Here is a 23,468-nt window from a genome sequence, read left to right as displayed (position 1 = left end):
ATTCCTCCTACATATTCATCATCATAAAAGCAGGTGCCCCGATCATGACCACGATCGCGAAAAAGATCACCACCATCGGAAACACCAGTTTGGAAGAGGCCTGCTCTCCCCTTGCCCGACTGACTGCCTTACGCTTCTCCCACAGTACGTGTGAAAGATCACGCAGCGCCAACACAAAGTCACCTCCTCCACGCCGGAAATTCAGCAGTACGGTCGTCGTAAAAATCGTGACCTCCTGAACCCCGCAGCGTCGGCTGAACTGCTCGAAAGCCTGGTGAAACGAATATCCGTTATTCCAATCCGCAACGGTTCTGCGCAGTTCGTTATATAAAGGATGATCCCGATTTCCCTGACTGGCTGCGCAATGTACGATGGATCGCTGAACCGTTTCTCCCGCGCCGACCAATAACACGATCCGGTTCAACAGTTCCGGCAGCTCCATCAGCATGTCTTGATCCCTGCGCTGCACTTTGGAATTCAGGTCTCTGTAAAGCGCAAAGGGCAGCAGCATTGCCATAATCAGTCCACATGCCATTCCCCCGATTCCGATGCCTTCAATCAATGACAACAGGCACCCCAATATGAGCATCAGCCATGCATACGCCAGCATTTCGGCACAATAAAGCATTGTTTTCTCGCCGCTGTGCTGGACGCCGTATATTTTCTGAATGGCATGCTGCATGCGAAACATCAACACAGGCAATCTTCGTACCGCATCGAATCGTTCCAGCAAAAAAAGAAACGGACCATGCAGCTGCTTCAGCCTGATTCCGGGCATGTCCAGCTTGCGCAAATGTCGATACGCCCTTCCCCGGGCACGATCGAGCACGATCCATCCCAAACACAGCGCTCCGCCTGCAAATACGGGTATCAACATTTCGATCTCACCCCTATACCTTGATATCCATAATGCGCGTGATCCACAAATAACAGCCGGCAAGCATCACCAAAGCTCCGGTAGAGATCAGATACCCCATGCCGCTGTAGAGCGGTGCCATAAAGTCCTTGGCGGTGAAATTCAAAAAAAGGAGGAAAATGAACGGTGCGGCGAACATTGCCTTGGATTCAAACCGTTTCTGGGCCACCGCAACCATGATATCCTGCTGGATATCCAGCTTCTCCCCGATCACGGCTGACGTGCGTCTCACCACCTCGACCAGATCGCCGCCTGTCCGCTTGCAAGTAATGAACACGTCCGCAAAATTGGTGATATCCTCGATCCGGGCACGATCGGCAAAGTCCTGCAGCGCTTCTTCGATCGGTTGGCCGTACTCCATCCGGGTGCGCAATATCGTGAATTCCCGAATCAAATCCGTATCCGTTTCCGGATTGAGCATGCGCAAATCTTCGACGGATTCCCGGAAGCCGTTCTCTACCGATTTTCCCGCCGCAAGCGCGGACGACAACGCATACAGCGCTTGTTTAAAGTGCAGGCCGAGCGTCGTTCTTCTGCGGTCCAGCAGCACTTTGGTCCAATAACGGGGCACCCCGAGAGCCCCGACTGCCAGCACAATCCCGGCAATCCAGTGATGATAGAACAACAGACCTACCCCAAAGAACAACAGTCCGCTGATCCCAATACAGCTCCAGCGCTGCCTTCGAGATAACACCAATGTCGTATAATCCGTAAGTGTTTGTTTGGCTTCATCCACCGAAACCACCTCTGATTAGTAGTTTATTTACGTTGTTATATGACCTGTTCAGCCAGGAATCGGGTTTCGCTGTGCGTACTCCTCCAACCATTCTCCATAACCCGCCATCTGCACTTTATGTACTTGCTTTAACTTCCCCACTTGAACAAGACCACCGACAATCTTTCCATCCTGCTCTCCTTGCTCCTGGAAACGGAACAACGGATGAAGCATCACTTCCCCCTCATGCATGCCTGCAACTTCACTGATTTCCGTTACGCGGCGGGAACGGTCGCGAAGCCGGGACAAATGAACAAAAATATCGATGGCCGAGCTGATTTGCTGCCGCACAACGGAAATAGGCAGATCGGCGCCGCTAAGCACCATCGTCTCCAGTCTGCTGATCATGTCAGCCACATTATTCGCATGGGCGGTACTTAAAGATCCGTCATGCCCGGTGTTCATAGCCTGCAGCATATCCAACGCTTCCGCTCCCCGAACCTCCCCAATCACGATCCGGTTGGGACGCATGCGCAGCGACGACTTGATCAAGTCGCGAATCGAAATTTCCCCTTTGCCTTCCGTATTGGCATTGCGCGTTTCAAGCGATACCAGGTTGGGCACGGTCACGATCCGCAGCTCGGCAGAATCTTCGATCGTAATAATGCGCTCATCGGCAGGAATGAACTGGGACAGCGCATTAAGAAACGTCGTTTTTCCCGAGCCCGTTCCGCCGCCGATGAAAATGTTATATTTGCTGCGGACCAATTGCTGCAGCAGTTCTGCTGCTTCTTCGTGCAATGCTCCTTTATCAATCAGGTCCGACATGCTCATCGGCTCGCTCGGGAATTTCCGGATCGTCATGGTTGGCCCTTTAAGTGCGATTGGGGGCAAAACGATATTGACCCTTGATCCGTCCTTCAATCTGGCATCGACGATGGGAGACGATTCATTCACGATCCGGTTGACGCCAGCAACGATCATCTGGATGATATCCTCAAGCCGCTCCGTGGATTCGAATTCCAATGGCACGCGCTCTACCTCCCCGGCCTTTTCCACGAAGATCTCCCTATGGCTGTTAATCATGATTTCCGTGATCTCCGGAGAGTCGACCAGCGGCTGCAAAATGTCCAGTCCGCGAAACGAATCATACAGCCGCTTGACCAAGGCATGTTTTTCCCCTGAAGTCAGTTCTTCCAATTGAGCGTCGGACAGCACCCTGCGTTCAATGGATTGCCACAGCTCCTCGTCTCCGGCAGCGGAAGTCAGGTTCAAACCTGCCCTGACTTCATTGCGCATGGCCTGAAACAGGTCTTCACGTTCCGGGACGATCATTTTAACCATGGCGTACCTCCGCCATTGAAGGAGCGAGTCCTTTGATCCGCGAATGGTCATCCTCGTCAGGCAGCAGCATGGCGCATACCTGCCTGATTTCACGCTGGAAGATCGGAGAACTGAGCAATACTTCCTCTTGACTGAGCTGTTTCCAGGAAGGAATCCACGGAAGAATCGCGTCCAGTCGCAGATCAGCACGGGGAAGGGCATTTATCATGCGGCCCTGGACCTTGTTGGCTACAAACCTGGCACGTTCCATCACGCTCTCGTAACGTTCCGGATGAATTCGTTCCATATGTCTCATCCATTCTCCCCAGCGGTACATGGAGGCAAGTTCGTCCTCAACGAGCCATACAAGCGTGTCCGCCGCTTCAAATACAGCCTCGCTGCGCCCATCCCAACCCGAGTCGCCATCCGTGACGATCACGTCATACCGACCGCAATCCACGGCATGCTGCATCAGCGCTTTGGCGTCCTCGCAGGACATTTGCAGCAGTTCTTTGCGGTTGTTCGGCGGCCAAAACATGTCTGCCTTCAATGCGTCATGGCGAAACACATAATCGTCCAGAGCCCCTCCCTGTTTGGCTGAAGCATTCTGCTTCTCCCCTCTAGCCCCGGAATGCTTCTTGCCAGCCTTCAGGTCGTATAGCAGCCGCGACAAACCCGATTCCGCTTCGGCATACCGAGGATGGCTCCGCAACAAGCCTTTCTCCAGAAACGGCATGGTGCTGTCCAGCGTCTCCAGATTGAGATACAGCACCGCATATCCCGCAACACCCAATTGTTTGACCAAATGCATCGCTACCGTTGTTTTGCCGCAGCCTCCGGAAGCCGATACCACTCCTGCCAAAAGGGTGCCGCGACCCGCCTTCAGCTGTTTCTTCCGCCGTGGTTGGCGGCAGGCATTCAAGGCCGCATCCAGCAGTGCAGGCAAAGGTTGATACTTTGCCAGAAGCTTCTCTTCCTGTACCCCTTCCTTTCCTTCCCCAAGCATCAACCATGGGATTTCTCGATCATGTTTCGCCCGTTCCAGCCAGGGCTGCAGAAATGCAGGCTCCGCAATGACCAGATCAGGCATCTCCCTGTCCACCTGTTCGTACATGTACTCCCTGAAAGCTTCCTCATTCGAAAACGCCGTAAAACGGATATCCGCGGCATATGCGCTTTCCCGCACATAATCCAGCCAGGCATCAATATACTCTTTGTCCCCGGAAGCAAGAACCGCCTTCAGAACACCCAATATGCCTTCCCTCCCCGAAAAGCACAAAAAACACCGCCCATACAATCGCACAAACCGCATGCAATGTAAGGACGGTGCTTCCGTCACGTGCTATGAATTTATCGATAATATATCATACAATTTCTGGATGATCAAGTGATTTGTGAAAAACCGGAAATTACGCTTCCCTTTTACGAGCCGTAAGGAGCGCCGAACTCGATAATGTTTCGATCCGGGTCCAATATGAAAATTTGCGCAAATCCGGCAACGCTGTCCGGCCTGGCCTCGTATTCGACCCCCTGTTTCTCAAGCCACTCCAACGTTTCCTTGTGGCTCTTCACCCAAATCGCGAAATGGCCATCCGTCGTATCGATGCCGCCCTCCCGCAGCGTATGCCCCTGCGGATGCTGCAATAGATGAAGCTGCTGGCTGCCGATGGCATACCAAGTGCCCGTTGAACGGAAAGGTGGACGCTCGATCTCCTGCAGTCCAAGCACCTCCGAGTAAAACCGCTTTGCAACCTCCAGGTCGCGCACGGCCAAACTGACGTGGTGAATATGCGAAAAATGAATCATTCCCGTTTCCCCCTCCTCTTTCTTTCCCTTGCCGGATCTCCCTCGGGTTATGCAAACATGATGTTCAAGCCGATAGAATATACCATAGCATAACATAATGATTCTTCGCCAGACCCGAGGTTTGCTCAAACAACACAAACCCTGCTGATTGAATAAGTTTCCTTTTTCTTTGTTATAACCTGTAGTTCGATAACCTTCTTTTTGGTAAAATAGCTTTGTAATTCACTTAAACGATGAAGGGAGTATATGAAGGATGAAAAAAAAATTGGTCTTTACCGTGTTAGCTGCTATTCTGGTTGCCAATGTTTCAGTGCAAGCTATGCCTAAAGTTGAAGCGAAAAAAGTGTACTACAAAAACTGTGCTGCCGTGAGGAAAGCCGGGAAAGCACCGCTTTATAAAGGAGAGCCAGGATACCGTAAAGCCTTGGATCGAGACGGAGACGGCGTAGCTTGTGAAAAGAAATAAGTAAACAAGGTCCTAAGTATCCGTCCCCGTTTTTCAGCCTAAAGTTGAAAAACACAAAGAACAAAGCTGGCTTAAGGTTGCACCTGAATACATAGCTGGTCTCAAGCAAGGATAGAAAAACCTCGAACAACTTGTATACTTCTCTAGACGGATCATCGAACGAGAAGCATATACCATATATAGCACTCCGGATCGGGGTGCTTTTTATGTCCGCAAACCATCCGGAACGTTGCAGGCAGAAAGCATAGAAAATACGAAAAACACCCCTCGCAGAGCAGCGCAAAACGTACATTTCCTTGCGCTTTCTCCTTAAAGGGATGCATCTCTAAACCTTCCGGATTGATTCAACTCGTTACTTCGCGCTGTCCAGCACTTCCTGAGGAACCTCGATGTTCTCCACGGTGTTGTGGTTGCTGTACGTGCTGGTCATTTTCATGTCCATCTTCATCTTCTGACCCTCTTGCTCCATGTTCATGACCATGTTGAGGTCTGTTCCCGTTGGCAAATATGTTTCTTGGTTGACCATGTATTTCATGGTCATGCTGGTGATGTCCATTTGATCGATCATCGTTTGCATTTGCGGGTCTGCCCCGTTTTGCTCCAGAACCGATTTGGCCAGCTCCTTCACATTGTCCCCGGACACCGTAGCGTTGATGACATAGTTGTCGCCCTCGGCCGTAATTTTCGTGTCTTCCGTGATCGATTTGAACTGCTCCAGCTCCTGTTCCGGATTGACGCTTGCTTTCATTTGCTCGATCAGCGGCTGGGTTTGCTCTTCCGGAATGGTCACCCACTGTTCGCCCACCTGCGAATAGATGCCATCGTTAGTAAAATACTGCTTGATGGTCTGCGCTTCCTGACCGGGCATTTCCACTTTCATTTCCTGGTAAGCTGTCAATGGATCTTTGATGACGTCCATCTTGATGCTTGTCGTTAACTGCTGCTCCTGGCTCTGTTCGCCGGCTTCGACGCTAATGTTCTGCTCAATGCTTGCTTCGGAGGAAAAACTCTTTAGTGTCTTCGAAGCTTCGCTCGATTTTGCAATCAATTCGTCCAACGTAGGAACCGCCGCTTCCTGTTCATTTACTGCGGCATTATTGCTCGTTGGATCGTTGTTTGCCGCTGTTTCTGATGCATCATTGCTTCCCGCCTGACCTCCGCATGCAGCCAAGCTTAGTGCCATCCATGCCCCGATAAGTACTGTCGTCCATTTCTTCAAATGATTATACCTCCAAAATGGTTGATTTCCCCAATCATTACCCTGTCTTTCCTCATTTCAAACCCATTTCACAGAAAACGATCCTTGATGTCCGGTGAAGGAAGCATGCACGTCTCATCCTTGCCGAACCAGCGGTACCGATTGCGGGCAATGACGCCATATACCGCATCACGCAGCGGCCTTGGTATGATCACGAATCCATACAGCAGCGGGTAAGGAAACTTCAGGCCTTTGGCAAGCTTCAGCGCGGCAGTAGACCGCGTGTAATACTTCCCGTCTTCAATCAGCACGAATGTATCCATGCGATCGACCGGAAGCCTTCCTTGTTCAAGCAATCTTTTGGCCACATCCGATTGAAGCGAGGCGAAATGGTACTTTCCTTTCGGGTCGCGCTTGATGATCCATTTGGTGACTCCCTGACAAAAGTGGCATACGCCGTCCACAAGCACGATGGGATGCTCCTGTCGTTTTTTCGATTCATGTTCGGACATTTTCTCAATCTCCTCCAGCTATTATAGAAGCTGTGCACCGCTCGCGATGCATTTAAAGGTACATGTTCTTCCGTTCATATAGAAAAAGAGCGCAGGCTTGCGCCCACGCTCGTATCTGCCCGGCAATTACTCGGCAATTGCCTTTTCTACCCACTGGTCATCCATCATTTGTTGATGGAGGTCTGCTGCATACTGGTCCATGCATTTGCAAATGAAATCTTTGCGGCATACTGGACAAGGCGTTTTCTGCAGACGGCTGATGTTGGTCAATTTCCATTCCGGAGTACGGGAATAGAACACGCGGCAATGGGTGCCGTCCACCAATTTCATCGTAAACTCGTACAATCCGTCTTTTTCGTTTTTGCTCGCGATTTGCAATGTTGCAATGCTCGGTCTATAAGACATGGAGATCACCTGTCAATTCAAATTTGTTCCTGCATTAGCTTTCTCAGTACTCAAACATATTAAAGAAATTTTAGCTTAATGTCAACTCGCCTGCCATGCCGCATTGCCGGGATCTCCATATCAGAAACGCGGGCGCACCGGATCTTCTCACGGGAAGCCTCATTAACCCCCGAACAAAATATCCAGAATCGTCCCGACCTGGCCTTGCTTTTTGCCTTTCAACACGCTTGGGTCAAACACCTCGACATAACCGCAGGAAGAACAAGAGACGAACAAATAATGGTTGTGCTGGATATCGAACACTTTGCTGAGTCCTGCTCCCGACATGGACACTTCCTTGATGTCGCAATCCGTCCCCCGACATTTCGAACATACGAACCGGCGCTCAATCATTTCTTCAATACTCATCAAGCGTTCCCCCTCTTCTTTTCTGGACGTCGGATCAGACAGGTTTGGGTTTATGTAAAAGAGTACGATATGCATCATGCCATTTCCTGCTATGAAATGCTTATTGTTGAAAAACAGGACCCTGCCGGATTGCGGCAGAGCCCCCGATTCGGATCCGATGTTAAAGTTCGCCCAGCGTTATACCACGTTCAACACAACGTCGATATTGCCCCGGGTCGCCTTGGAATACGGACAAAATTCATGCGCTTTGCGAGCCAGCTCCTCCGCTTGGCTGCGTTCGATTCCTTCCATATTGACGTCGAGTCGGACCGCCAGCTTGAAACCGTCGTCTTCCGGGTCTTTGCCGATCGAAACGTTGCTGGTGACGACGACGTCCCCAAGCTTCACTCCTGCCTTACGGGCCACATTGGCCAGCGCACTCTCGTAACAGGCTCCGTAACCTGCTGCAAACAACTGCTCCGGATTCGTACCTTCACCGCCTGATCCGCCCAATTCCTTAGGCATGGCGAGCTCATGTTTGAGCACTCCGTCCAAAGAAGCTACCGAACCCGTGCGTCCGCCTTTAACTGTTGCCGTTGCCGTATATAAAGCCTGCATCGATGATCTCTCCTTTAACATGGTTAGTATTATCGCTTATGTTCCAATTAAACCGCTGAGTCGTTTTGAAACGTTATTCATCGCTATTCCGGTTCTGACAGCATCGAATGGGTTAACCTATCGTCTGAAACACCGCCCGCCTTCTTTGCAAGCCGCCAACTATTCCTATCCATTCTTTTTTGTTTGGCGCCACTTCAGAAAAATTGTCCTTTTACATAAAAGTTGCACTAGACAAAAATATTTGAGGGTGTACAATGTAAACAACGACATATCTTTTCGGACATAAGCTTCTCGTCATTCCAAACCTTCATTTCATCGAAACTATAGATAATCGTTATTAAATCCATTAAAAGTCAGGTGATGATTCCATGAGCAAAAGAAATCCATTCCACACCTCCTCAGCCGAACAGCTTGCAGCAGCAGGCGCGATGCCTTCCCTCGGGGAAGCCCATAGTTCCATGAGAGTGCCCAAAAACGCGGCCTGGTGGAAAAAATTCCTCGCCTTCGTCGGCCCGGGTTACATGGTTGCCGTCGGATATATGGACCCCGGCAACTGGGCGACCGACATATCGGGAGGCTCGCAATTCGGGTATACGCTCCTGTCGGTAATCCTCATTTCGAATCTGATGGCCGTTGTGCTGCAAGCACTCGCAGGCAAACTCGGCATCGTTACCGGACGCGACCTTGCCCAAGCTTGCCGCGAACGGTTCAGCATGCCTGTAGTCATCATGCTGTGGTTGTTATGCGAACTCGCGATCGCTGCAACCGATCTCGCCGAAGTGATCGGGTCGGCCATCGCCCTGAAACTGTTGTTTAACATTCCAATGCTGTATGGCGTCATCATTACCGCAGTGGACGTGCTGCTGGTCCTGCTTTTGCAAAACAAAGGTTTTCGGGCCCTTGAAACGCTCGTCATCGTGCTGATGGCCACCATTGCCCTCTGTTTCGGCATCGATCTGTTTCTCGCCAAACCGGACATGGGCGGAGTGCTGCACGGCTTTGTACCCAGCGCGGAAATTTTGCAAAACCCAGCCATGTTATACATCGCGATCGGCATCATCGGGGCTACCGTTATGCCCCATAACCTGTATCTGCATTCGTCCATCGTACAGACCCGCCAGATCGAGCAGACATCCCGTGGCAAAAGAGAAGCAATCCGTTACTCCACCATGGATTCCACGATCGCTTTGACGCTGGCCCTGTTCATCAATGCCGCCATTTTGATCGTGTCGGCGGCCGTTTTCCACAGTGCAGGCATGACGCAGGTCGCCGAAATCGCCGATGCCTATCACCTGCTGACGCCGCTGCTGGGCACAACGATCGCAAGCGTTCTGTTCGGCGTTGCCCTGCTTGCTTCCGGCCAGAATTCCACGCTGACAGGAACCCTGTCCGGACAGATCGTCATGGAAGGTTTCCTGAACATCCGGATTCCCGCCTGGCTGCGCAGGCTGGTTACACGGCTTATTGCCATCATCCCGGCCGTCATCGTTACCGCCATTGCCGGCGAACACGGTACCGAGGAACTGCTCATTCTGAGCCAGGTCATTTTGTCTTTGCAGCTGCCGTTTGCCGTCATCCCGCTGGTCATGTTTACGAGCGATAAAAAAAGCATGGGCGAGTTTGCCAACAAACCATGGCTGAAAATAGCATCCTGGTTTATTGCTGGTATCATCGTCGTCCTGAACGTGTACCTCATTATCCAGACTTTCGCACTCCTCTAAAAAAATAAGGCTGATCGTCGCAAGCACCGGAGTGCCTGCACGATCAGCCTTTTCTTCGATGAAACGGAGGATGAACACAGCATTATAATGTAACTATTAATGAAACCTAATCCTCGCCAGGCAAAAACAGCGGCAGCAGCTGCTCCAGCGATTCAACCGTCCAGTCCGGCTGCTCGTCCGCCGAGCGTTCAGGCTGAAACCTTCCGTAACCTTGCAATATGCGTACAGTGCGCATGCCCAGTTTGCTTGCCGGAACGATGTCGTTATCGATTCGGTCCCCAATCATAACAGCCTCATCAGGCTCGCATTCCGCCTGCTTCAACGCTACCGCGTATAATCCGGGATCCGGTTTGGATACGCCCTCTTCTGCCGAGCATGCCAGGACGTCCACGTATTTGCGCAAGCCATACCTTTCAAGCCGCTCTTCCGTGCCCAGGCTTTGATTGGCAATGATGCCGATCCGATAACGGCCGGATAACGCATGCAGCACACGCTCCGCAGCAGCAAAAGGATGCTCAAGCTCCTTCCGGAACTTCAGTTTTTCCTGAATCCGTGCCCGGTGCTCCTCATGATCGATCAAGGTACGAATAGCTACCCGCATCGGCCACTGCTCGTACTTGCTGTAACATTCGACAAAGATCTCGCGCACCTTTTCGATGTTCACATGATACCCGAGCATTCGGGCTTCCCGCACAAACTGGCCGATGATGTCGTCCACCGGCTCCCACTCATCCACCAACGTATCCCCAACATCAAAAAACAACCATTTGATACCACCAATATCCGGCACGTTACTCCTCCTTGCTCACCTTGAACGCATCCTCCCAATCATCAACGCGAGCCTCATCCGGCGAATCTTTTACCATTCAAAAGGTCGCTGTTTTCAGGCCCGTCTTCCAACATTAAAAAAAGAAGACCCGTATCCAGAAAGAGTCTTCTTGGTTTTTCACACATATAATTAAGCTAATTATAACAGCCGCCTAACATCGGATCAATCACCAACAGCCCGCCCTTATCTGTTGAGCAGAAATCCGACCTCTCCATTCATCGAATACACGATCCGATCGGCACCCATACCGCGATAAATGCCTTTGGGATGGCTCTGTTCCGTAATGACGCACAACGTCTTGGATGTCCACGATCTGCAGATTTGCAGATAGCGGCAGGTGAGATTAAGGCTGTTCTCAAAAATAAAAACATTGCCCACATTTCCCTGCGGCAGAAACCACTTTTGCGCCGATGCCGTATTCATGCGAATGACGTTCTCTACGCCGATCCGCCGCAATTTGCGTTCTTCGCCCGCACTGTTCGTCAGCACGGCAAAAGGTACCTTTTTGTACATCAACAGCTTCACAAATTTGCGCCCTGCTTCATTCGGGGCCGTGACCAAAACCATCTCGTTATCCATTATTCGTTCCTCCCTCTGACGTGAAAAGACAACAAAAAAGAAGCGTGGGGGACCAAGGCCGCCCGAACGCTTCTTCAATCCATGACAAATAACATTCGCCACGAATAACGTACGGCTTGTTGCCTCTCCCTTTAACGCTTACGAGGTTAGCTGACGGATTCGGGCGCGAGAGTCGCCCTATTTCCGGCATAGCCGGAAAATTCACCCCATAGATGCATCGCATCCGATTGGTTCCCCCGTTTTCCATTCCGACCGGAACGGAAACTCAGCGATTAAAAACATCGTTCATGTTATCGATATGAATCATACACCCCTGACAAGTCGGTGTAAAGTCGGTGCAGCTCTCCGAAAAGGCGGATTTATGGCACTTTGCTTTAATGAGATCGCTTACATATGTACTAATCTCCACCTTTCTCGTTTAAACTATCTAATTCTCGCTCTGGTAGAAATTCCACATGATAACGGAAAGGAAGAAACAAGACACTGGCATCCCAAATGATTCCAATTATAATTTTGCATTAATTAATTGCATCAAATATAATAGAGATATAAAAAGATCACCGCATCGATACTACTCATTTGGAGGCGAATATTATGTCCATCTACGATTACAAAGTGAACACGCTTCGTGGCCAGGAAGTCGAAATGTCCCAATACCGCAACAAGGTCCTGCTGATCGTCAACACTGCGAGCAAATGCGGCCTAACCCCGCAATACGAAGGCTTGCAAAAGCTGTATGACAAGTTCCAGAACAGCGATTTCGAAGTATTGGGGTTTCCAAGCAACCAGTTCGCTCAGGAAAAGGGCTCTTCCGACGACATCGCCGAATTTTGCCAGATGAACTATGGCGTCAGCTTCCCGATGTTCGAGAAGATCGACGTGAACGGCAGCAGCGCCCACCCTCTTTTTCAGCATTTGACCAAGGAAGCGCCAGGCCTGCTAGGTTCGAAGGCCATCAAATGGAATTTCACTAAATTTCTGGTCGACCGGGACGGCCGCGTGCTCAAACGTTATGCTCCCCAAACGACGCCTGATCAGATTGAAGCCGATATTGCGGAGCTGCTGCATCAATAACAACATTTCAACAGAGATGGATTGATGTCACGATGCATTCATTTTTCATAAGGTCATCCCCTTGAAGAACCGTGTTGCAGCCCGGAAAGGCTTTTCGAAAAATCGGTGATGCAGCACGGCTTTTTTATGCCTTTTTGCAGAAAACAAAAAAAGAAGCATTCCGATGATCGGAATGCTTCTTTTGTTCTACTTCATTATAATGCGGTCGAGAGGACTCGAACCTCCACGGGCGTACGCCCACTACCCCCTCAAGATAGCGTGTCTGCCATTCCACCACGACCGCATGTCGTATTAGCGGCAACAAAAATGATTATACAGGGTTTCAAAGGAAAAGTAAAGCTATTTTTAACATTAAATTTTGGTGCCGAATGTATCGTCATTTTCCAACATCATATTGCATAAGATGGTATCTGATTTGAACATTTCGCCATCATTTTATTTTCGGTTCTGAAGCAATTCCGAACAATTACATAACATAACATTAACACGAAAAGGATAATAAAATAACATATTTTATTTCACCAATCAAAAATACAGCTTACCATTGACAAAACGCAGACATTTGTGTAAATATATATATCATATAATTCGGATTTTTACCGATATAAGTGATTTGGAACCTACAACAAAGTCATATTATATGACACAAAATGAACATAGGAGGCGAAAATGGTGAACCGAGGAAATAAGCTGCTCGATTATGTCAAACTGCTTGATTCCTCTATCCAGGTCGGAGGCTTCACCCATTTCTTCGGCATGGATACGCACATCCAGGATGGGAACATTCGCAATGCTGCTGATCTCGAATCGTTCATGCGTTGTCAGATGCATCCCAGCATCACCCGCCTTGAAGGGATGGCCATCAAAGGCATCTATAGTGCCGCCGACCAAAACGACACCTGGCGGCTGGCACTAATCGACAAACTCGTACATGTACAGCGCACCCCTGCCAACCAACGAGAGCAAGCGAGCTCCATGGGCAAAAGGCTGATCAAACTCGCACACGCCCTCCATCCATGGATTGATTTTTCTCCGCTTGAAGACACTTTAGCCAAATACGAATCCGTCGGCTGCCTCTCGACAGTCCACGCATGGGTCAATCACCACCTCGGCATTCCCGTCGAGGACGCTGTACAAGGTTATCTCCACTCAGCCATGAGCGCGTGCATAACCGAAGCCGCCAGAACTCTTGCCCTGGACGGCGATGCAAGCCAACAACTGTCTGCACGCCTGGCCGCAGACCTTGACCAGGAATGGGCACTGGTCAGCGCTTCCTCTACCGATGGACTTTCCCCTTCCGTCCCGACGTCCATCAAATCGCTTTTCCCCAGCTTCCACATGCTTGGAGCAGGCCTCCACGCTTTCAGGGCATAAACTCGCCTTCTTTTCTCCTCCAACTTCATCCACATGCCAAAAAAAGCACGCCGTCCCCAGCCGGCGTGCTTTTACCTTTCTTGCATAAAGACTAAAAAATACGCAAGTTCGTCATAAAACACTAAAAATAGAACTTTTTTACGTCTTTTTTAATTGTTACATGACGCAAATACGTATATAATTATCCATACAGCTCGCATTTACATCCATTCTACAACACAACAAGCCTGCTGAAAACTATGTTGAACTGAAGGTGAACCCTTTTGAACAAAAAGAAACCGGTGACGCCGTTTGGTTGGGCAATTAAACGAAGGCTGACCGAACTGCAAATGGATCAGAAAACATTTTGCGAAATACACGGTATCCCGCCATACCGCCTGTCCAATCTCATTCACGGAACGCGAAAAGCAACCCGATTCCGCCATCAGGTCGCAGACATTTTGCAAATTCCGGACGAGCTGCGCTGACCTTTTCGACCTTTTTCTCCAATCAATGCCATTATCCTATATTACAAGGAGGATCTTATCCCATGAGTTTTACCGTCACCGAACTGGAAAGATTGTCTTTCCAGTCCATGCGCCATCAGCTTGTCATCGTGGACCAACATTGGAACATCCGAAGCTGCAACGAAGCGTGGCTTCAAGACCTCGGACAACGCCGAAACGGACCCAAGCCGCATTCATCCACCAACCGGATGCATCCCGAGAAGCTCCCGCACTACCTTCAATGGTTAAGGTCTTCGGTCCCTCAGGAAGAATCGATACGCATAACGGCCATCATTCGGCATTTGCAGCACATTCGCCAACCTGCGGAAAGCAGCATCGCTTACGAGATCCCCGTACATCGGGACGCAAAGAAGAGGTGGTTTCGCATGGAACTCACCCCTCTCATTCAGACATCTGTTTCACGCTGCCTCGATCTCTCCCTGATCGCACACACAGACATCACTGAACATAAACAGACGGAATTGCAATTGAAGCAAGCCTTGGCGGAAGTACGTACACTGCGGGGGATGTTGCCCATCTGTGCCGTTTGCAAGCAAATCAAGGATGATCAGGACCATTGGAACTCCATTGAGAGTTATTTGGAGAAGCACACCCACGCCGAATTCACCCACGACATTTGCCCCGACTGCATCCGGCGGCTATATCCGGAGTACATGAACAGACTCAACAGACTCTCCTGACACCCGGGATTCCCCAACCCTCAGCCTATACCGACAGATGGTGCTCGAATTGGGACATATCCAGCTCGTTCGGAGAACCCTGCAGCGCAATCATGCCTTTGTCCATGACGTAAATATAATCCGCGGCGCCTCGGACAAAGTCGATGCTCTGTTCGACCAACAACACGGATATGTCACCTTTCTCCCTGATCCCCAGTATAGCCTGGCGGATATCTTCCACAATGGAAGGCTGAATGCCTTCGGTCGGTTCATCCAACAGCAGCAAGCCCGGCCTGGATGCCAACGCTCTGGCGAATGCCAATTGCTGCTGCTGGCCTCCACTCAGGTCGCCGCCCTGGCGGCCATACATCGTTTCCAGCACAGGAAACATGGCCAGTACATCTTCCGGGAACTCCTTCCTTCTGCCAGGGGCCGATTCAAGCCCCAGCAGCAGATTCTCCCTAACGGTCAATTGCGGAAAAATGTCGCGCCCCTGAGGCACATAGCCGATGCCAGCCTTCGCCCTTTTCGCAGAATCCAAAGAGGTCACGTCCCTCCCTTGCCAAAGGATATTGCCCTTCCGCGTTTTGAGCAAGCCCATCAACGTTTTCATCAGCGTGGTTTTGCCCACCCCGTTCCGCCCCATGAGACACACGACCTGTCCGGGTCGAACCTCAAGATTCACCCCTCGCAATACATTCGACTCGCCATAGCCGGATTCAATGCGTTGCAGAGACAGCATGCTCATCCCTCCTTTTGCCCAGGTAGACTTCAGCCACGATCGGGTCTGCCTGCACCTCTTCCATCGTGCCTTCCTTGAGCAGCTTGCCTTCATGCATGACCGTCACCTTCGCCGCATAATTCCGCACAAACTCCATGTCATGCTCGACCACGACCACTGAACGCTCGCGTGCAATCCCCCTCAGAAGTTGACCCGTTTTATCCGTTTCTTCATCCGTCATGCCGGCAACAGGCTCATCCAACAACAACACCCGAGGCTCCTGCAGCAATAACATGCCAATTTCCAGCCATTGCTTTTCTCCGTGGGACAGCGCTCCGGCACGGGCATGGACACGATCCTGCAGCCCTACCTGCAAGATGACTCGTTCCATCGCCGGTTTCATCTTCCCATGGCGCCGAATCCCCAAAGCCTGTAACGGTGAACGACGCACTTCAGCCGCCAGCGCCAGATTTTCCTGAACCGTCAACCCCGCGAAAACGGACGGTGCTTGGAATTTGCGTCCGACGCCTTTGCGGACGATCTGATGTTCTTTCAACCGCGTCAATTCCGTACCGTCATGCATGGTGACACCTCCGGAAACCGGCTTGGTTTTGCCGCAGATGACATCAAGCATCGTCGTTTTGCCCGCCCCGTTCGGTCCGATCAAGAAATGCAAATCCTGCTCATGCAGCTTCAAATTCATGCCGTTAACCGCCACGAAACCTCCAAACGCAACGGTGACATCTTTGGCTTCCAGCACGGCTGCCGGTTCAATAGACTTCCGGCTTTTCCTGACTGACAGGGACATGAGCAACCTCTCCTCTCCGCTTCATCATTCGGGCCAGGCGGCGATATACGCCCACCAACCCATTCGGCATGAACAGAACAACAGTGACGAATAATCCACCGAGAACAAATAACCAACCTTCCGGATAAGCCTCGCTGATCCCGGTTTTGGCCGCATTCAGCACCACTGCCCCGATAACGGCTCCGATCAGCGTCCCCCGTCCGCCAAGAGCTACCCATAGCACCATTTCAATGGAAGGAACAATGCCCATCATGGAAGGCGAGATAATGCCTACCTGAAGCACAAACAGCATTCCGGCGATGCCTGCCAGTGCCCCTGACAACACAAAGGATAATGTCTTGTAACCCGCGGGATCGTATCCCAAAAAACGCACCCGGTTCTCTCCGTCCCTCGCCGCCTCCAGCACTTGGCCAAAACGGCTGTTGACCACGCGCCTGCAAAGCACGTAGGCCAGCACCAGCACCGCAAGCGTGACATAATACAACACGATCGTCGTTCCTGGCGAGTGCAGCGCAAACCCAAAGATCGAGTAAAATCCGGTAATGCCGTTCGTGCCTCCCGTCCACTCCTGTTTGCCCACAAAAAGAGTAACCGTGATCAATACCAGCGCTTGAGTAAGAATCGTAAAATAGACACCCGAAATCCGGTTGCGAAACGTGAACCAGCCGAGCACAAAGGCAAGCAAGGCCGGGAGCAAAATCCCTAGCGCAACCGCCGCCGGAAATGACCGGAACGGTTCCCAAAACCAAGGCAGCTCGCGCAGCCCGCTCCACCCCATGAAGTCAGGCAGCGACGTGCCGCTCGCCTGAAGTTTAAGGTGCATGGCCATCGCGTATCCGCCAAGCCCGAAAAACACCCCATGCCCCAGACTTAACACTCCGCCATATCCCCAGATCAGGTCAAGCCCTATGGCCAAAATGGCGAGCGCAAGAAACTTAGCCAGCAGGCTAAGCCGAAATTCGGTTGAAATGAGCGGTGCAAGACACATCAGGAGCAATGCGACCGCCCAGACGATCTTCATTTTCGCGTTGCCTGACTTGAGAAGTACCTGCATAAGTTAACCCCCTTTTCGCATCAATCCAAGCTCCGGGTTCTCACTGCAACAAAGCCGCGTGGTTTCCATTGAAGGAAAGCAACAATACATGCAAAGACAAGCACTTTGCCGATCGAAGCCGAAGTATACGTCTCGAACAGCGTATTGAACACCCCGATCCCCAGCGCGCCGAGTACGGTGCCGACCAATTTGCCCACGCCGCCCAACACGACGACCATAAAAGCATCGACGATGTAATAGGTGCCCAGCGAAGGTCCGATCGGACCGATCAGCGTCAATGCGCAGCCTGCAACGCCCGCAATTCCAGAGCCTATGGCGAACGTCAATCCATCCACGCGTCTGGTCGATATGCCCAGGCAGCCCGCCATGCTTCGATTTTGCATCACCGCTCTCATGCGCCGCCCCGACGAAGTGTGGTAAATATAAAGATACATACAGAGCAACACAACGATCACCAACGCAATGATAAACAGCCGTTTGTACGGAAATACGATACCTTCCGAGACAACCCACCCGCCATTCAGCCAGGATGGGCTTGACACCCCGACATTAGGCGCTCCAAAAATCGTTCGGGCAAGCTGCTGCAGCATCATGCCCACGCCCCAGGTCGCCAGCAAACTATCCAGAGGCCGCCCGTACAAGTGGCGAATCAGCACCGCTTCAAGCAGCCAGCCGACGAAGGCGGCAGCGCCGAACGCCAAAGGCAGTGCCACGATAAAGTACGCCTCGAACCACCCTGCAGGGGCATAGGACACAAACAAATTTTGCGTCACGTACGTGGCGTAGGCACCAATCATGATCAATTCGCCATGCGCCATGTTAATGACGTTCATGAGCCCGAATGTAACCGCCAGCCCGAGCGCAATCAACAGCAGGATCGAACTCACGCTCAGGCCGTTGAACAGTTGCAAAATAAACATATCCATACTTCTCACTCCCCATGCGATAAGGCTTTCCATAATGGCTGTGAACCGCTCTTGAATAACGCGACACCGCTTTAATTCGATGCGGAATAAGGGTGTATTCATCACCCTCATCCACACTAAAGAAGGCAATAATCAGTTACTTTAATGTTATTGGCTGCTGAGCGAAGCTCCCCATTCATACGTTTTCAGGTAAGGATCCGGTTTGACAGGATCGCCCGAATTCCACAGTTCCTTGAACTGTCCATCTTCCTGCACTTCTCCGATGCGCACTGTTTTGTAAATATGCTGATTCTCGCCATCCACTGTCACTTTCCCTTCCGGTGCATCGAATTCCAGCCCTTTGGCAGCTTCTCTGACTTTCTCCACATCCGTACTTCCGGCTTTTTCAACGGCGGCTTTCCACAAATAAACGGCAACGTAACCCGCTTCGATCGGATCGGCGGTGACCCGGTCCTGTCCGTACTTCTCTTTGTATTTCTGCACAAACGCTGCATTTTCCGGCGTATCGGTCGTTTGATAATAGTTCCATGACGCCAAGTGACCTTTCAGCACATCCGCGCCGATGCCGCGAATTTCCTCTTCAGCCACGCTCACGGACAACGTTGTCATCTTGTCGGCCGTCATTCCGGCATCTTTCCATTGTTTGAAGAACGCCACATTGCTATCGCCATTCAGCGTGTTATATACAATGTCAGGTTGTGCCGCTTTGATTTTGCTAATGATGGTGCTGTAGTCGGTGTGCCCCAGCGGCGTGTACTCCTCACCCACTACTTCACCGCCTTCGGCTTCAAGCTGGGCTTTAATGATTTGATTGGCCGTTTTCGGGAATACGTAATCCGAGCCTAACAGATAAAACTTCTTGCCCCGGTTCTCAAGCAACCACGTAACCGAAGGAACGATCTGCTGATTGGTTGTGGCCCCCGTATAAAAGATGTTAGGGGAAGATTCCAAACCTTCGTATTGCACGGGATAAAACAGCAAGCCGTTGTTCTGTTCAAATACCGGAAGCATAGCCTTGCGACTGGCGGAAGTCCACCCTCCGAACACGGCAGCCACCTTATCCTGCTGCAGCAGCTTTCCGGCTTTCTCCGCAAACGTCGGCCAATCCGAAGCGCCATCTTCCACGACCGGCTCGATCTGCTTTCCAAGCACGCCGCCTGCCGCATTGATTTCTTCGATGGCCAGCATCTCGGCATCCTTCACCGACACCTCGCTGATCGCCATCGTTCCGCTTAAAGAATGAAGAATGCCTACTTTGATCGTATCATCCGCGGATACCGCTTCGCCTGTTCCGGAGGTCGCTGCCGACTGCGGAGGTTCTCCCCCTTCTACACATCCCGTCAAAGCAATGACCATCCCTAGCAACATGCCCCACCATTTGAACGAACTCTTTTTCAATAGCCTGCACTCCCTTTTTTGGTCTATTGACGAACATTACGGACTCACAGCTCTAAAATGTTCGTTGCTCCAAATTATGGTTGCTCCGACTTCGTATGTCAATAAATCTAACATAATTTTATTTCAACCGTTCCGTTTCATGCATATTTCTAAGATTTCCAGAAGGTTATTGACAAAAAACACCACCTGTGTGAGTATATTTAACACGATATCATTTCGTTCACATCAGAAATAATCAAGGGAAAGGTCGGATTGCCTTGCACTGGACAGAACAGGAAAAAGAAAAACTCCTGATAACCGTAGCTGCCAACCTCGCCCGTGAACGCAAAACCCGCGGCTTGAAGCTGAACGTGCCGGAAGCCATTGCACTGCTCACTTCCGAGCTGATGGAACGCGCTCGGGACGGGATGAGCGTAGCCGAGTTGATGCGGTATGGCGGAACGATCCTGACTCGCGAGGATTGCATGGAAGGCGTCCCCGACATGGTTCCCGAGGTACAGGTCGAAGCCACGTTCCCCGACGGAACCAAGCTGGTTACCGTGCATGAACCCATACGTTGAGAAAGGCAGGAGAATGCCATGATTCCTGGTGAATACCGATTGAAACAGGACGACATCGTGTGTCATCCCGACCGCCCGACGCTCCAACTTATCGTATTGAACCGTGGCGACCGGCCCGTTCAAGTGGGCTCGCATGTACACTTCTATGAAGTGAATGCCTCCCTGGACTTCGACCGCGCAACAGCCTTCGGGCATCGGCTTCACATTCCGGCGGGTACGGCGGTCCGGTTTGAACCCGGAGAAGAAAAACCCGTCGAACTCACTACCTTTGGCGGCACACGGCATATTCACGGTTTTAACGGGTTGACCGAAGGCTCCTTGGCGTGTCCCCCCGATCCCGGGAAGCTCAACGCTTTCCTGCAAACCTTTGCCGACCCTGCGAACAACGGAGGCGATCCCTCTTGAAAAAAATGAGCCGGGAACAATACGCCTCCATGTTCGGCCCCACAACAGGGGATGCCATCCGTCTGGCGGATACGGAGCTTTGGGCCGAGATTGAACACGATTACGCCGTTTATGGCGACGAGAGCAAATTCGGCGGCGGCAAAGTGATCCGCGACGGCATGGGGCAGTCCGCCTCGGCACTGCGCACTGACGGCACGCCGGATACCATCATTACCAACGCCGTCATTATCGACCATTGGGGCATCGTCAAGGCCGATATCGGCATTCGGGACGGCCTGATTTGCGCCATCGGCAAATCCGGCAATCCGGATACGATGGACGCCGTCCATCCGTCCCTGATGATCGGGGCCTCCACGGAAATCATTGCCGGAGAAGGCCTCATCGTGACGGCAGGAGGCATCGATACCCATATCCATTTCATCTGCCCCCAGCAAATCCAAACCGCCCTCTCTTCCGGAGTAACCACGATGATCGGCGGCGGGACGGGGCCGGCAACCGGCACAAAAGCGACAACGTGCACGCCTGGAGCATGGCATATTCATCGCATGCTCGAATCCGCAGAAGCTTTTCCGATGAATATCGGCTTTCTGGGCAAAGGAAACAGCTCCAGCATCGCACCGCTCGTTGAACAGATCGAAGCCGGGGCCATCGGGCTCAAGCTGCATGAGGACTGGGGAACGACGCCAAGCGCCATCGACGCCTGCCTTACGGCCGCAGACAAGCACGACGTGCAAGTCGCTATCCATACGGATACGTTGAACGAGACCGGTTTCCTGGAAAACACGCTGGCAGCCATCAAAGGCAGAACCATTCATACCTACCACACAGAAGGCGCCGGCGGCGGGCACGCACCGGATATCATCCGGGCAGCGGGAGAGTCTTATGTCATCCCCTCTTCAACCAATCCAACACGTCCCTACACACGCAATACGGTAGAGGAACACCTCGACATGCTGATGGTCTGCCACCATCTGGACCCGTCGATTCCGGAAGACGTTGCTTTCGCGGACTCGCGGATTCGTCCGGAAACGATCGCTGCAGAGGATATTCTGCATGACCTCGGCGTGTTCAGCATCATCAGTTCGGACTCCCAAGCCATGGGACGTGTCGGAGAAGTCATTATTCGCACCTGGCAAACCGCCGACAAAATGAAGAAACAACGCGGCAAGCTGGAATTATCCGCAGGCTCGCCTTCCGACAACGACCGAATCAAAAGGTACGTGGCCAAATATACGATCAACCCGGCCATTGCCCACGGCATCAGCCACCTTGTCGGTTCCGTCGAAGCCGGAAAACTGGCCGATCTCACCCTTTGGAGCCCTGCCTATTTCGGAGTCAAACCGGAAATGGTCATTAAGGGCGGCATGATCGCTTTTGCCCAAATGGGCGACCCGAACGCTTCCATCCCGACACCGCAGCCCGTATTCGGGCGGCCGATGTTCGGTTCCTACGGCGGCGCTCTGGCCAAAGGCTCGATCACGTTCGTTTCCCAAGCAGCAGCAGAGGCCGGCATCAAAGAAGCCCTCGGATTAAACAAACGCGTGGAAGCGGTCAAAGGCTGCCGCTCGGTCAGCAAAAAGGACATGATCCACAACGATGTGACCCCGGTCATCGAAGTGGACCCCGAAACCTATGAGGTACGGGCCGACGGGGTGCTGCTGACATGCGAACCGGCGGAAGAACTGCCCATGGCACAGCGATATTTCATGTTCTGATCCTCACGCGCATACACGGAGGTTGGCGGGATCAATAGATGAAACGTTACTTTCGGGGAGGGCATCGACTTATGATGCATCACGGCACCAAACTGTTGCGTTATGTGCAACTGCTGGATTCCGCATTGCCCATCGGCGGTTTTTCCCACTCGTTCGGCCTGGAAGCATATACTCATGTCGGCACCATTCAAACGACGGCCCAGCTGGAACAATTCATTCGCAGCCAGCTGCATTCCAGCCTCGTCAGGTTTGACGGACTTGCCATCAAAGGCGTATATCAGGCGATCGATCTGGAGGATTCCGGCTTGCTCGCCCTGATCGACAAACAAGTTCACGCCCAACGCGCACCGCGCGAGATACGAGAAAGCGGGCATAAAATGGGCAAACGCTTGCTGAAGCTGGCGCGATCCTTATACCCGTGGATGGACTTTTCCCTGATCGACGAAGCGGTGCGGGACCATGGCGCCTATTGCGGAATCACAACGATTCACGGATACATTAACCATCGATTGGAAATCGGGTTGGACGAGGCAGTGACGGGGCATTTGTACACCAGTGTCAACGCATACGTTAACAGCGCCTTGCGCCTCCTGCCGATCGGCCAGACCGAAGCGCAGATGCTCATTCACAAGCTGTTGAACGACATTGAATCCGAATGGAGCAAGCTCCGGCTCGAGGCTCCCGAGCAGATGCACAGCTTCGGCATCGCCCAGGAAATTTACGCCATGCAGCATGAAACACTGCCTGCCCGTCTGTTCATGTCCTGAAATCTTTTATCCATATCCATTATCCA

Annotated in this window: 26 protein-coding genes, 1 tRNA gene, 1 pseudogene and 1 riboswitch; of the genes and pseudogenes, 10 read left to right on the top strand and 18 right to left on the bottom strand. The window is 51.8% G+C overall.

What is annotated here, in order from left to right:
* Positions 1-7: 7 nt before the first annotated feature.
* The 5 genes from MKY59_RS06700 to MKY59_RS06680 all read right to left on the bottom strand — a co-directional run bounded on the left by MKY59_RS06700 (position 8) and on the right by MKY59_RS06680 (position 4,760).
* A complete protein-coding gene (locus MKY59_RS06700; protein WP_339276674.1) occupies positions 8-877 on the bottom strand; it encodes a type II secretion system F family protein in 870 nt (289 codons plus the stop codon).
* Positions 878-890: 13 nt separating this feature from the next.
* A complete protein-coding gene (locus MKY59_RS06695; RefSeq protein ID WP_339276673.1) occupies positions 891-1,652 on the bottom strand; it encodes a type II secretion system F family protein in 762 nt (253 codons plus the stop codon).
* A 48-nt stretch (positions 1,653-1,700) separates the two neighbouring features.
* The gene (locus MKY59_RS06690; RefSeq protein ID WP_339278343.1) at positions 1,701-2,966 is read right to left on the bottom strand and encodes an ATPase, T2SS/T4P/T4SS family; all 1,266 of its coding nucleotides are present in this window, start codon (positions 2,964-2,966) and stop codon (positions 1,701-1,703) included.
* Position 2,967: 1 nt separating this feature from the next.
* Positions 2,968-4,206, bottom strand: coding sequence for a ParA family protein (locus tag MKY59_RS06685; RefSeq protein ID WP_339276672.1), 1,239 nt, complete (start codon positions 4,204-4,206; stop codon positions 2,968-2,970).
* A 170-nt stretch (positions 4,207-4,376) separates the two neighbouring features.
* The gene (locus MKY59_RS06680) at positions 4,377-4,760 is read right to left on the bottom strand and encodes a VOC family protein (RefSeq protein WP_236415087.1); all 384 of its coding nucleotides are present in this window, start codon (positions 4,758-4,760) and stop codon (positions 4,377-4,379) included.
* Between the two features lie 346 nt (positions 4,761-5,106).
* Between MKY59_RS06680 and MKY59_RS06675 the strand changes: the two are divergent.
* A pseudogene (locus MKY59_RS06675) lies at positions 5,107-5,226 on the top strand (excalibur calcium-binding domain-containing protein); the annotation flags it as partial.
* A 352-nt stretch (positions 5,227-5,578) separates the two neighbouring features.
* On the opposite strand, the gene MKY59_RS06670 reads toward MKY59_RS06675, so the two are convergent.
* From MKY59_RS06670 to MKY59_RS06650, 5 genes are all read right to left on the bottom strand, one after another.
* Positions 5,579-6,445, bottom strand: coding sequence for a DUF6612 family protein (locus MKY59_RS06670; RefSeq protein ID WP_339276670.1), 867 nt, complete (start codon positions 6,443-6,445; stop codon positions 5,579-5,581).
* A 68-nt stretch (positions 6,446-6,513) separates the two neighbouring features.
* Positions 6,514-6,936, bottom strand: a complete 423-nt coding sequence (locus MKY59_RS06665) for a thiol-disulfide oxidoreductase DCC family protein (protein WP_236415091.1) — start codon at positions 6,934-6,936, stop codon at positions 6,514-6,516.
* Between the two features lie 126 nt (positions 6,937-7,062).
* Positions 7,063-7,341: a hypothetical protein gene (locus MKY59_RS06660; protein WP_236415093.1), complete on the bottom strand. Its 279-nt coding sequence runs from the start codon at positions 7,339-7,341 to the stop codon at positions 7,063-7,065.
* Positions 7,342-7,503: 162 nt separating this feature from the next.
* A complete protein-coding gene (locus MKY59_RS06655) occupies positions 7,504-7,749 on the bottom strand; it encodes a zinc ribbon domain-containing protein (protein WP_236415095.1) in 246 nt (81 codons plus the stop codon).
* 177 nt (positions 7,750-7,926) lie between these two features.
* Complete coding sequence (locus MKY59_RS06650; RefSeq protein WP_339276668.1) at positions 7,927-8,346, bottom strand: organic hydroperoxide resistance protein; 420 nt, start codon at positions 8,344-8,346, stop codon at positions 7,927-7,929.
* A 428-nt stretch (positions 8,347-8,774) separates the two neighbouring features.
* Here MKY59_RS06650 and MKY59_RS06645 point away from each other — a divergent pair, with 428 nt between their 5' ends.
* Positions 8,775-10,067: an Nramp family divalent metal transporter gene (locus MKY59_RS06645; RefSeq protein ID WP_339278342.1), complete on the top strand. Its 1,293-nt coding sequence runs from the start codon at positions 8,775-8,777 to the stop codon at positions 10,065-10,067.
* 106 nt (positions 10,068-10,173) lie between these two features.
* Here the strand turns inward: MKY59_RS06645 and MKY59_RS06640 are convergent, their stop codons facing one another.
* Both MKY59_RS06640 and MKY59_RS06635 read right to left on the bottom strand, forming a co-directional pair.
* Positions 10,174-10,857 (bottom strand): HAD family hydrolase, encoded by a 684-nt coding sequence (locus MKY59_RS06640; RefSeq protein WP_236415099.1) that lies wholly within the window; start codon positions 10,855-10,857, stop codon positions 10,174-10,176.
* 222 nt (positions 10,858-11,079) lie between these two features.
* Complete coding sequence (locus MKY59_RS06635) at positions 11,080-11,475, bottom strand: hypothetical protein (protein WP_339276667.1); 396 nt, start codon at positions 11,473-11,475, stop codon at positions 11,080-11,082.
* A gap of 120 nt (positions 11,476-11,595) precedes the next feature.
* Positions 11,596-11,756: riboswitch (cyclic di-AMP (ydaO/yuaA leader) on the bottom strand.
* Positions 11,757-12,069: 313 nt separating this feature from the next.
* On the opposite strand from MKY59_RS06635, the gene MKY59_RS06630 reads away from it, so the two are divergent.
* Positions 12,070-12,549 carry a glutathione peroxidase gene (locus MKY59_RS06630; RefSeq protein ID WP_236415104.1) on the top strand — a complete coding sequence of 160 codons (480 nt, stop codon included), beginning with the start codon at positions 12,070-12,072 and terminating at the stop codon, positions 12,547-12,549.
* 200 nt (positions 12,550-12,749) lie between these two features.
* Here the strand turns inward: MKY59_RS06630 and MKY59_RS06625 are convergent.
* Positions 12,750-12,832, bottom strand: a tRNA-Leu gene (locus MKY59_RS06625).
* A gap of 389 nt (positions 12,833-13,221) precedes the next feature.
* On the opposite strand from MKY59_RS06625, the gene MKY59_RS06620 reads away from it, so the two are divergent.
* The 3 genes from MKY59_RS06620 to MKY59_RS06610 all read left to right on the top strand — a co-directional run bounded on the left by MKY59_RS06620 (position 13,222) and on the right by MKY59_RS06610 (position 15,109).
* On the top strand, positions 13,222-13,923 hold the full coding sequence (locus tag MKY59_RS06620; protein ID WP_339276665.1) for an urease accessory UreF family protein: 702 nt from the start codon (positions 13,222-13,224) through the stop codon (positions 13,921-13,923).
* A 263-nt stretch (positions 13,924-14,186) separates the two neighbouring features.
* On the top strand, positions 14,187-14,390 hold the full coding sequence (locus MKY59_RS06615) for an XRE family transcriptional regulator (RefSeq protein WP_236415107.1): 204 nt from the start codon (positions 14,187-14,189) through the stop codon (positions 14,388-14,390).
* Positions 14,391-14,452: 62 nt separating this feature from the next.
* Complete coding sequence (locus MKY59_RS06610; RefSeq protein ID WP_339276663.1) at positions 14,453-15,109, top strand: hypothetical protein; 657 nt, start codon at positions 14,453-14,455, stop codon at positions 15,107-15,109.
* A 25-nt stretch (positions 15,110-15,134) separates the two neighbouring features.
* Here the strand turns inward: MKY59_RS06610 and urtE are convergent, their stop codons facing one another.
* The 5 genes from urtE to urtA form a co-directional block, all read right to left on the bottom strand.
* Positions 15,135-15,830 (bottom strand): urea ABC transporter ATP-binding subunit UrtE, encoded by a 696-nt coding sequence (gene urtE / locus MKY59_RS06605; RefSeq protein ID WP_236415110.1) that lies wholly within the window; start codon positions 15,828-15,830, stop codon positions 15,135-15,137.
* Positions 15,808-16,617 carry an urea ABC transporter ATP-binding protein UrtD gene (urtD, locus tag MKY59_RS06600; RefSeq protein ID WP_236415112.1) on the bottom strand — a complete coding sequence of 270 codons (810 nt, stop codon included), beginning with the start codon at positions 16,615-16,617 and terminating at the stop codon, positions 15,808-15,810. Before urtD ends, urtE begins: the two co-directional genes overlap by 23 nt.
* Positions 16,580-17,671, bottom strand: a complete 1,092-nt coding sequence (urtC, locus tag MKY59_RS06595; protein WP_339276661.1) for an urea ABC transporter permease subunit UrtC — start codon at positions 17,669-17,671, stop codon at positions 16,580-16,582. The genes urtD and urtC overlap by 38 nt, the downstream gene beginning before the upstream one ends.
* A gap of 20 nt (positions 17,672-17,691) precedes the next feature.
* Positions 17,692-18,597: an urea ABC transporter permease subunit UrtB gene (urtB, locus tag MKY59_RS06590; protein WP_236415116.1), complete on the bottom strand. Its 906-nt coding sequence runs from the start codon at positions 18,595-18,597 to the stop codon at positions 17,692-17,694.
* A gap of 147 nt (positions 18,598-18,744) precedes the next feature.
* Complete coding sequence (urtA, locus tag MKY59_RS06585) at positions 18,745-19,995, bottom strand: urea ABC transporter substrate-binding protein (protein WP_339276659.1); 1,251 nt, start codon at positions 19,993-19,995, stop codon at positions 18,745-18,747.
* Between the two features lie 257 nt (positions 19,996-20,252).
* On the opposite strand from urtA, the gene MKY59_RS06580 reads away from it, so the two are divergent.
* The 4 genes from MKY59_RS06580 to MKY59_RS06565 all read left to right on the top strand — a co-directional run bounded on the left by MKY59_RS06580 (position 20,253) and on the right by MKY59_RS06565 (position 23,442).
* Entirely contained in the window at positions 20,253-20,555 is a 303-nt protein-coding gene (locus tag MKY59_RS06580) for an urease subunit gamma (RefSeq protein WP_236415119.1), read from the top strand.
* Positions 20,556-20,573: 18 nt separating this feature from the next.
* Complete coding sequence (locus tag MKY59_RS06575) at positions 20,574-20,960, top strand: urease subunit beta (RefSeq protein ID WP_339276657.1); 387 nt, start codon at positions 20,574-20,576, stop codon at positions 20,958-20,960.
* On the top strand, positions 20,957-22,675 hold the full coding sequence (ureC, locus tag MKY59_RS06570) for an urease subunit alpha (RefSeq protein WP_339276655.1): 1,719 nt from the start codon (positions 20,957-20,959) through the stop codon (positions 22,673-22,675). The genes MKY59_RS06575 and ureC overlap by 4 nt, the downstream gene beginning before the upstream one ends.
* A gap of 71 nt (positions 22,676-22,746) precedes the next feature.
* A complete protein-coding gene (locus MKY59_RS06565; RefSeq protein ID WP_339276653.1) occupies positions 22,747-23,442 on the top strand; it encodes an urease accessory UreF family protein in 696 nt (231 codons plus the stop codon).
* Positions 23,443-23,468 lie beyond the last annotated feature (26 nt).

The sequence above is a fragment of the Paenibacillus sp. FSL W8-0426 genome, assembly GCF_037969725.1.
Classification (GTDB): domain Bacteria; phylum Bacillota; class Bacilli; order Paenibacillales; family Paenibacillaceae; genus Paenibacillus; species Paenibacillus hubeiensis.
Note: the sequence above shows the minus strand (reverse complement) of the source record. Positions and strands in the feature narration are given on the sequence as shown.

What these genes read in the sequence shown, in the direction of transcription:
- MKY59_RS06700 (WP_339276674.1), bottom strand. Translation starts at nt 877, where the DNA reads ATGTTGATACCCGTATTTGCAGGCGGAGCGCTGTGTTTGGGATGGATC.
- MKY59_RS06690 (WP_339278343.1), bottom strand. Translation starts at nt 2,966, where the DNA reads ATGATCGTCCCGGAACGTGAAGACCTGTTTCAGGCCATGCGCAATGAA.
- MKY59_RS06680 (WP_236415087.1), bottom strand. Translation starts at nt 4,760, where the DNA reads ATGATTCATTTTTCGCATATTCACCACGTCAGTTTGGCCGTGCGCGAC.
- MKY59_RS06665 (WP_236415091.1), bottom strand. Translation starts at nt 6,936, where the DNA reads ATGTCCGAACATGAATCGAAAAAACGACAGGAGCATCCCATCGTGCTT.
- MKY59_RS06660 (WP_236415093.1), bottom strand. Translation starts at nt 7,341, where the DNA reads ATGTCTTATAGACCGAGCATTGCAACATTGCAAATCGCGAGCAAAAAC.
- MKY59_RS06655 (WP_236415095.1), bottom strand. Translation starts at nt 7,749, where the DNA reads ATGAGTATTGAAGAAATGATTGAGCGCCGGTTCGTATGTTCGAAATGT.
- MKY59_RS06650 (WP_339276668.1), bottom strand. Translation starts at nt 8,346, where the DNA reads ATGCAGGCTTTATATACGGCAACGGCAACAGTTAAAGGCGGACGCACG.
- MKY59_RS06645 (WP_339278342.1), top strand. Translation starts at nt 8,775, where the DNA reads ATGCCTTCCCTCGGGGAAGCCCATAGTTCCATGAGAGTGCCCAAAAAC.
- MKY59_RS06635 (WP_339276667.1), bottom strand. Translation starts at nt 11,475, where the DNA reads ATGGATAACGAGATGGTTTTGGTCACGGCCCCGAATGAAGCAGGGCGC.
- MKY59_RS06630 (WP_236415104.1), top strand. Translation starts at nt 12,070, where the DNA reads ATGTCCATCTACGATTACAAAGTGAACACGCTTCGTGGCCAGGAAGTC.
- MKY59_RS06610 (WP_339276663.1), top strand. Translation starts at nt 14,453, where the DNA reads ATGAGTTTTACCGTCACCGAACTGGAAAGATTGTCTTTCCAGTCCATG.
- urtE (WP_236415110.1), bottom strand. Translation starts at nt 15,830, where the DNA reads ATGCTGTCTCTGCAACGCATTGAATCCGGCTATGGCGAGTCGAATGTA.
- urtD (WP_236415112.1), bottom strand. Translation starts at nt 16,617, where the DNA reads ATGTCCCTGTCAGTCAGGAAAAGCCGGAAGTCTATTGAACCGGCAGCC.
- urtC (WP_339276661.1), bottom strand. Translation starts at nt 17,671, where the DNA reads ATGCAGGTACTTCTCAAGTCAGGCAACGCGAAAATGAAGATCGTCTGG.
- urtB (WP_236415116.1), bottom strand. Translation starts at nt 18,597, where the DNA reads ATGGATATGTTTATTTTGCAACTGTTCAACGGCCTGAGCGTGAGTTCG.
- MKY59_RS06575 (WP_339276657.1), top strand. Translation starts at nt 20,574, where the DNA reads ATGATTCCTGGTGAATACCGATTGAAACAGGACGACATCGTGTGTCAT.
- MKY59_RS06565 (WP_339276653.1), top strand. Translation starts at nt 22,747, where the DNA reads ATGATGCATCACGGCACCAAACTGTTGCGTTATGTGCAACTGCTGGAT.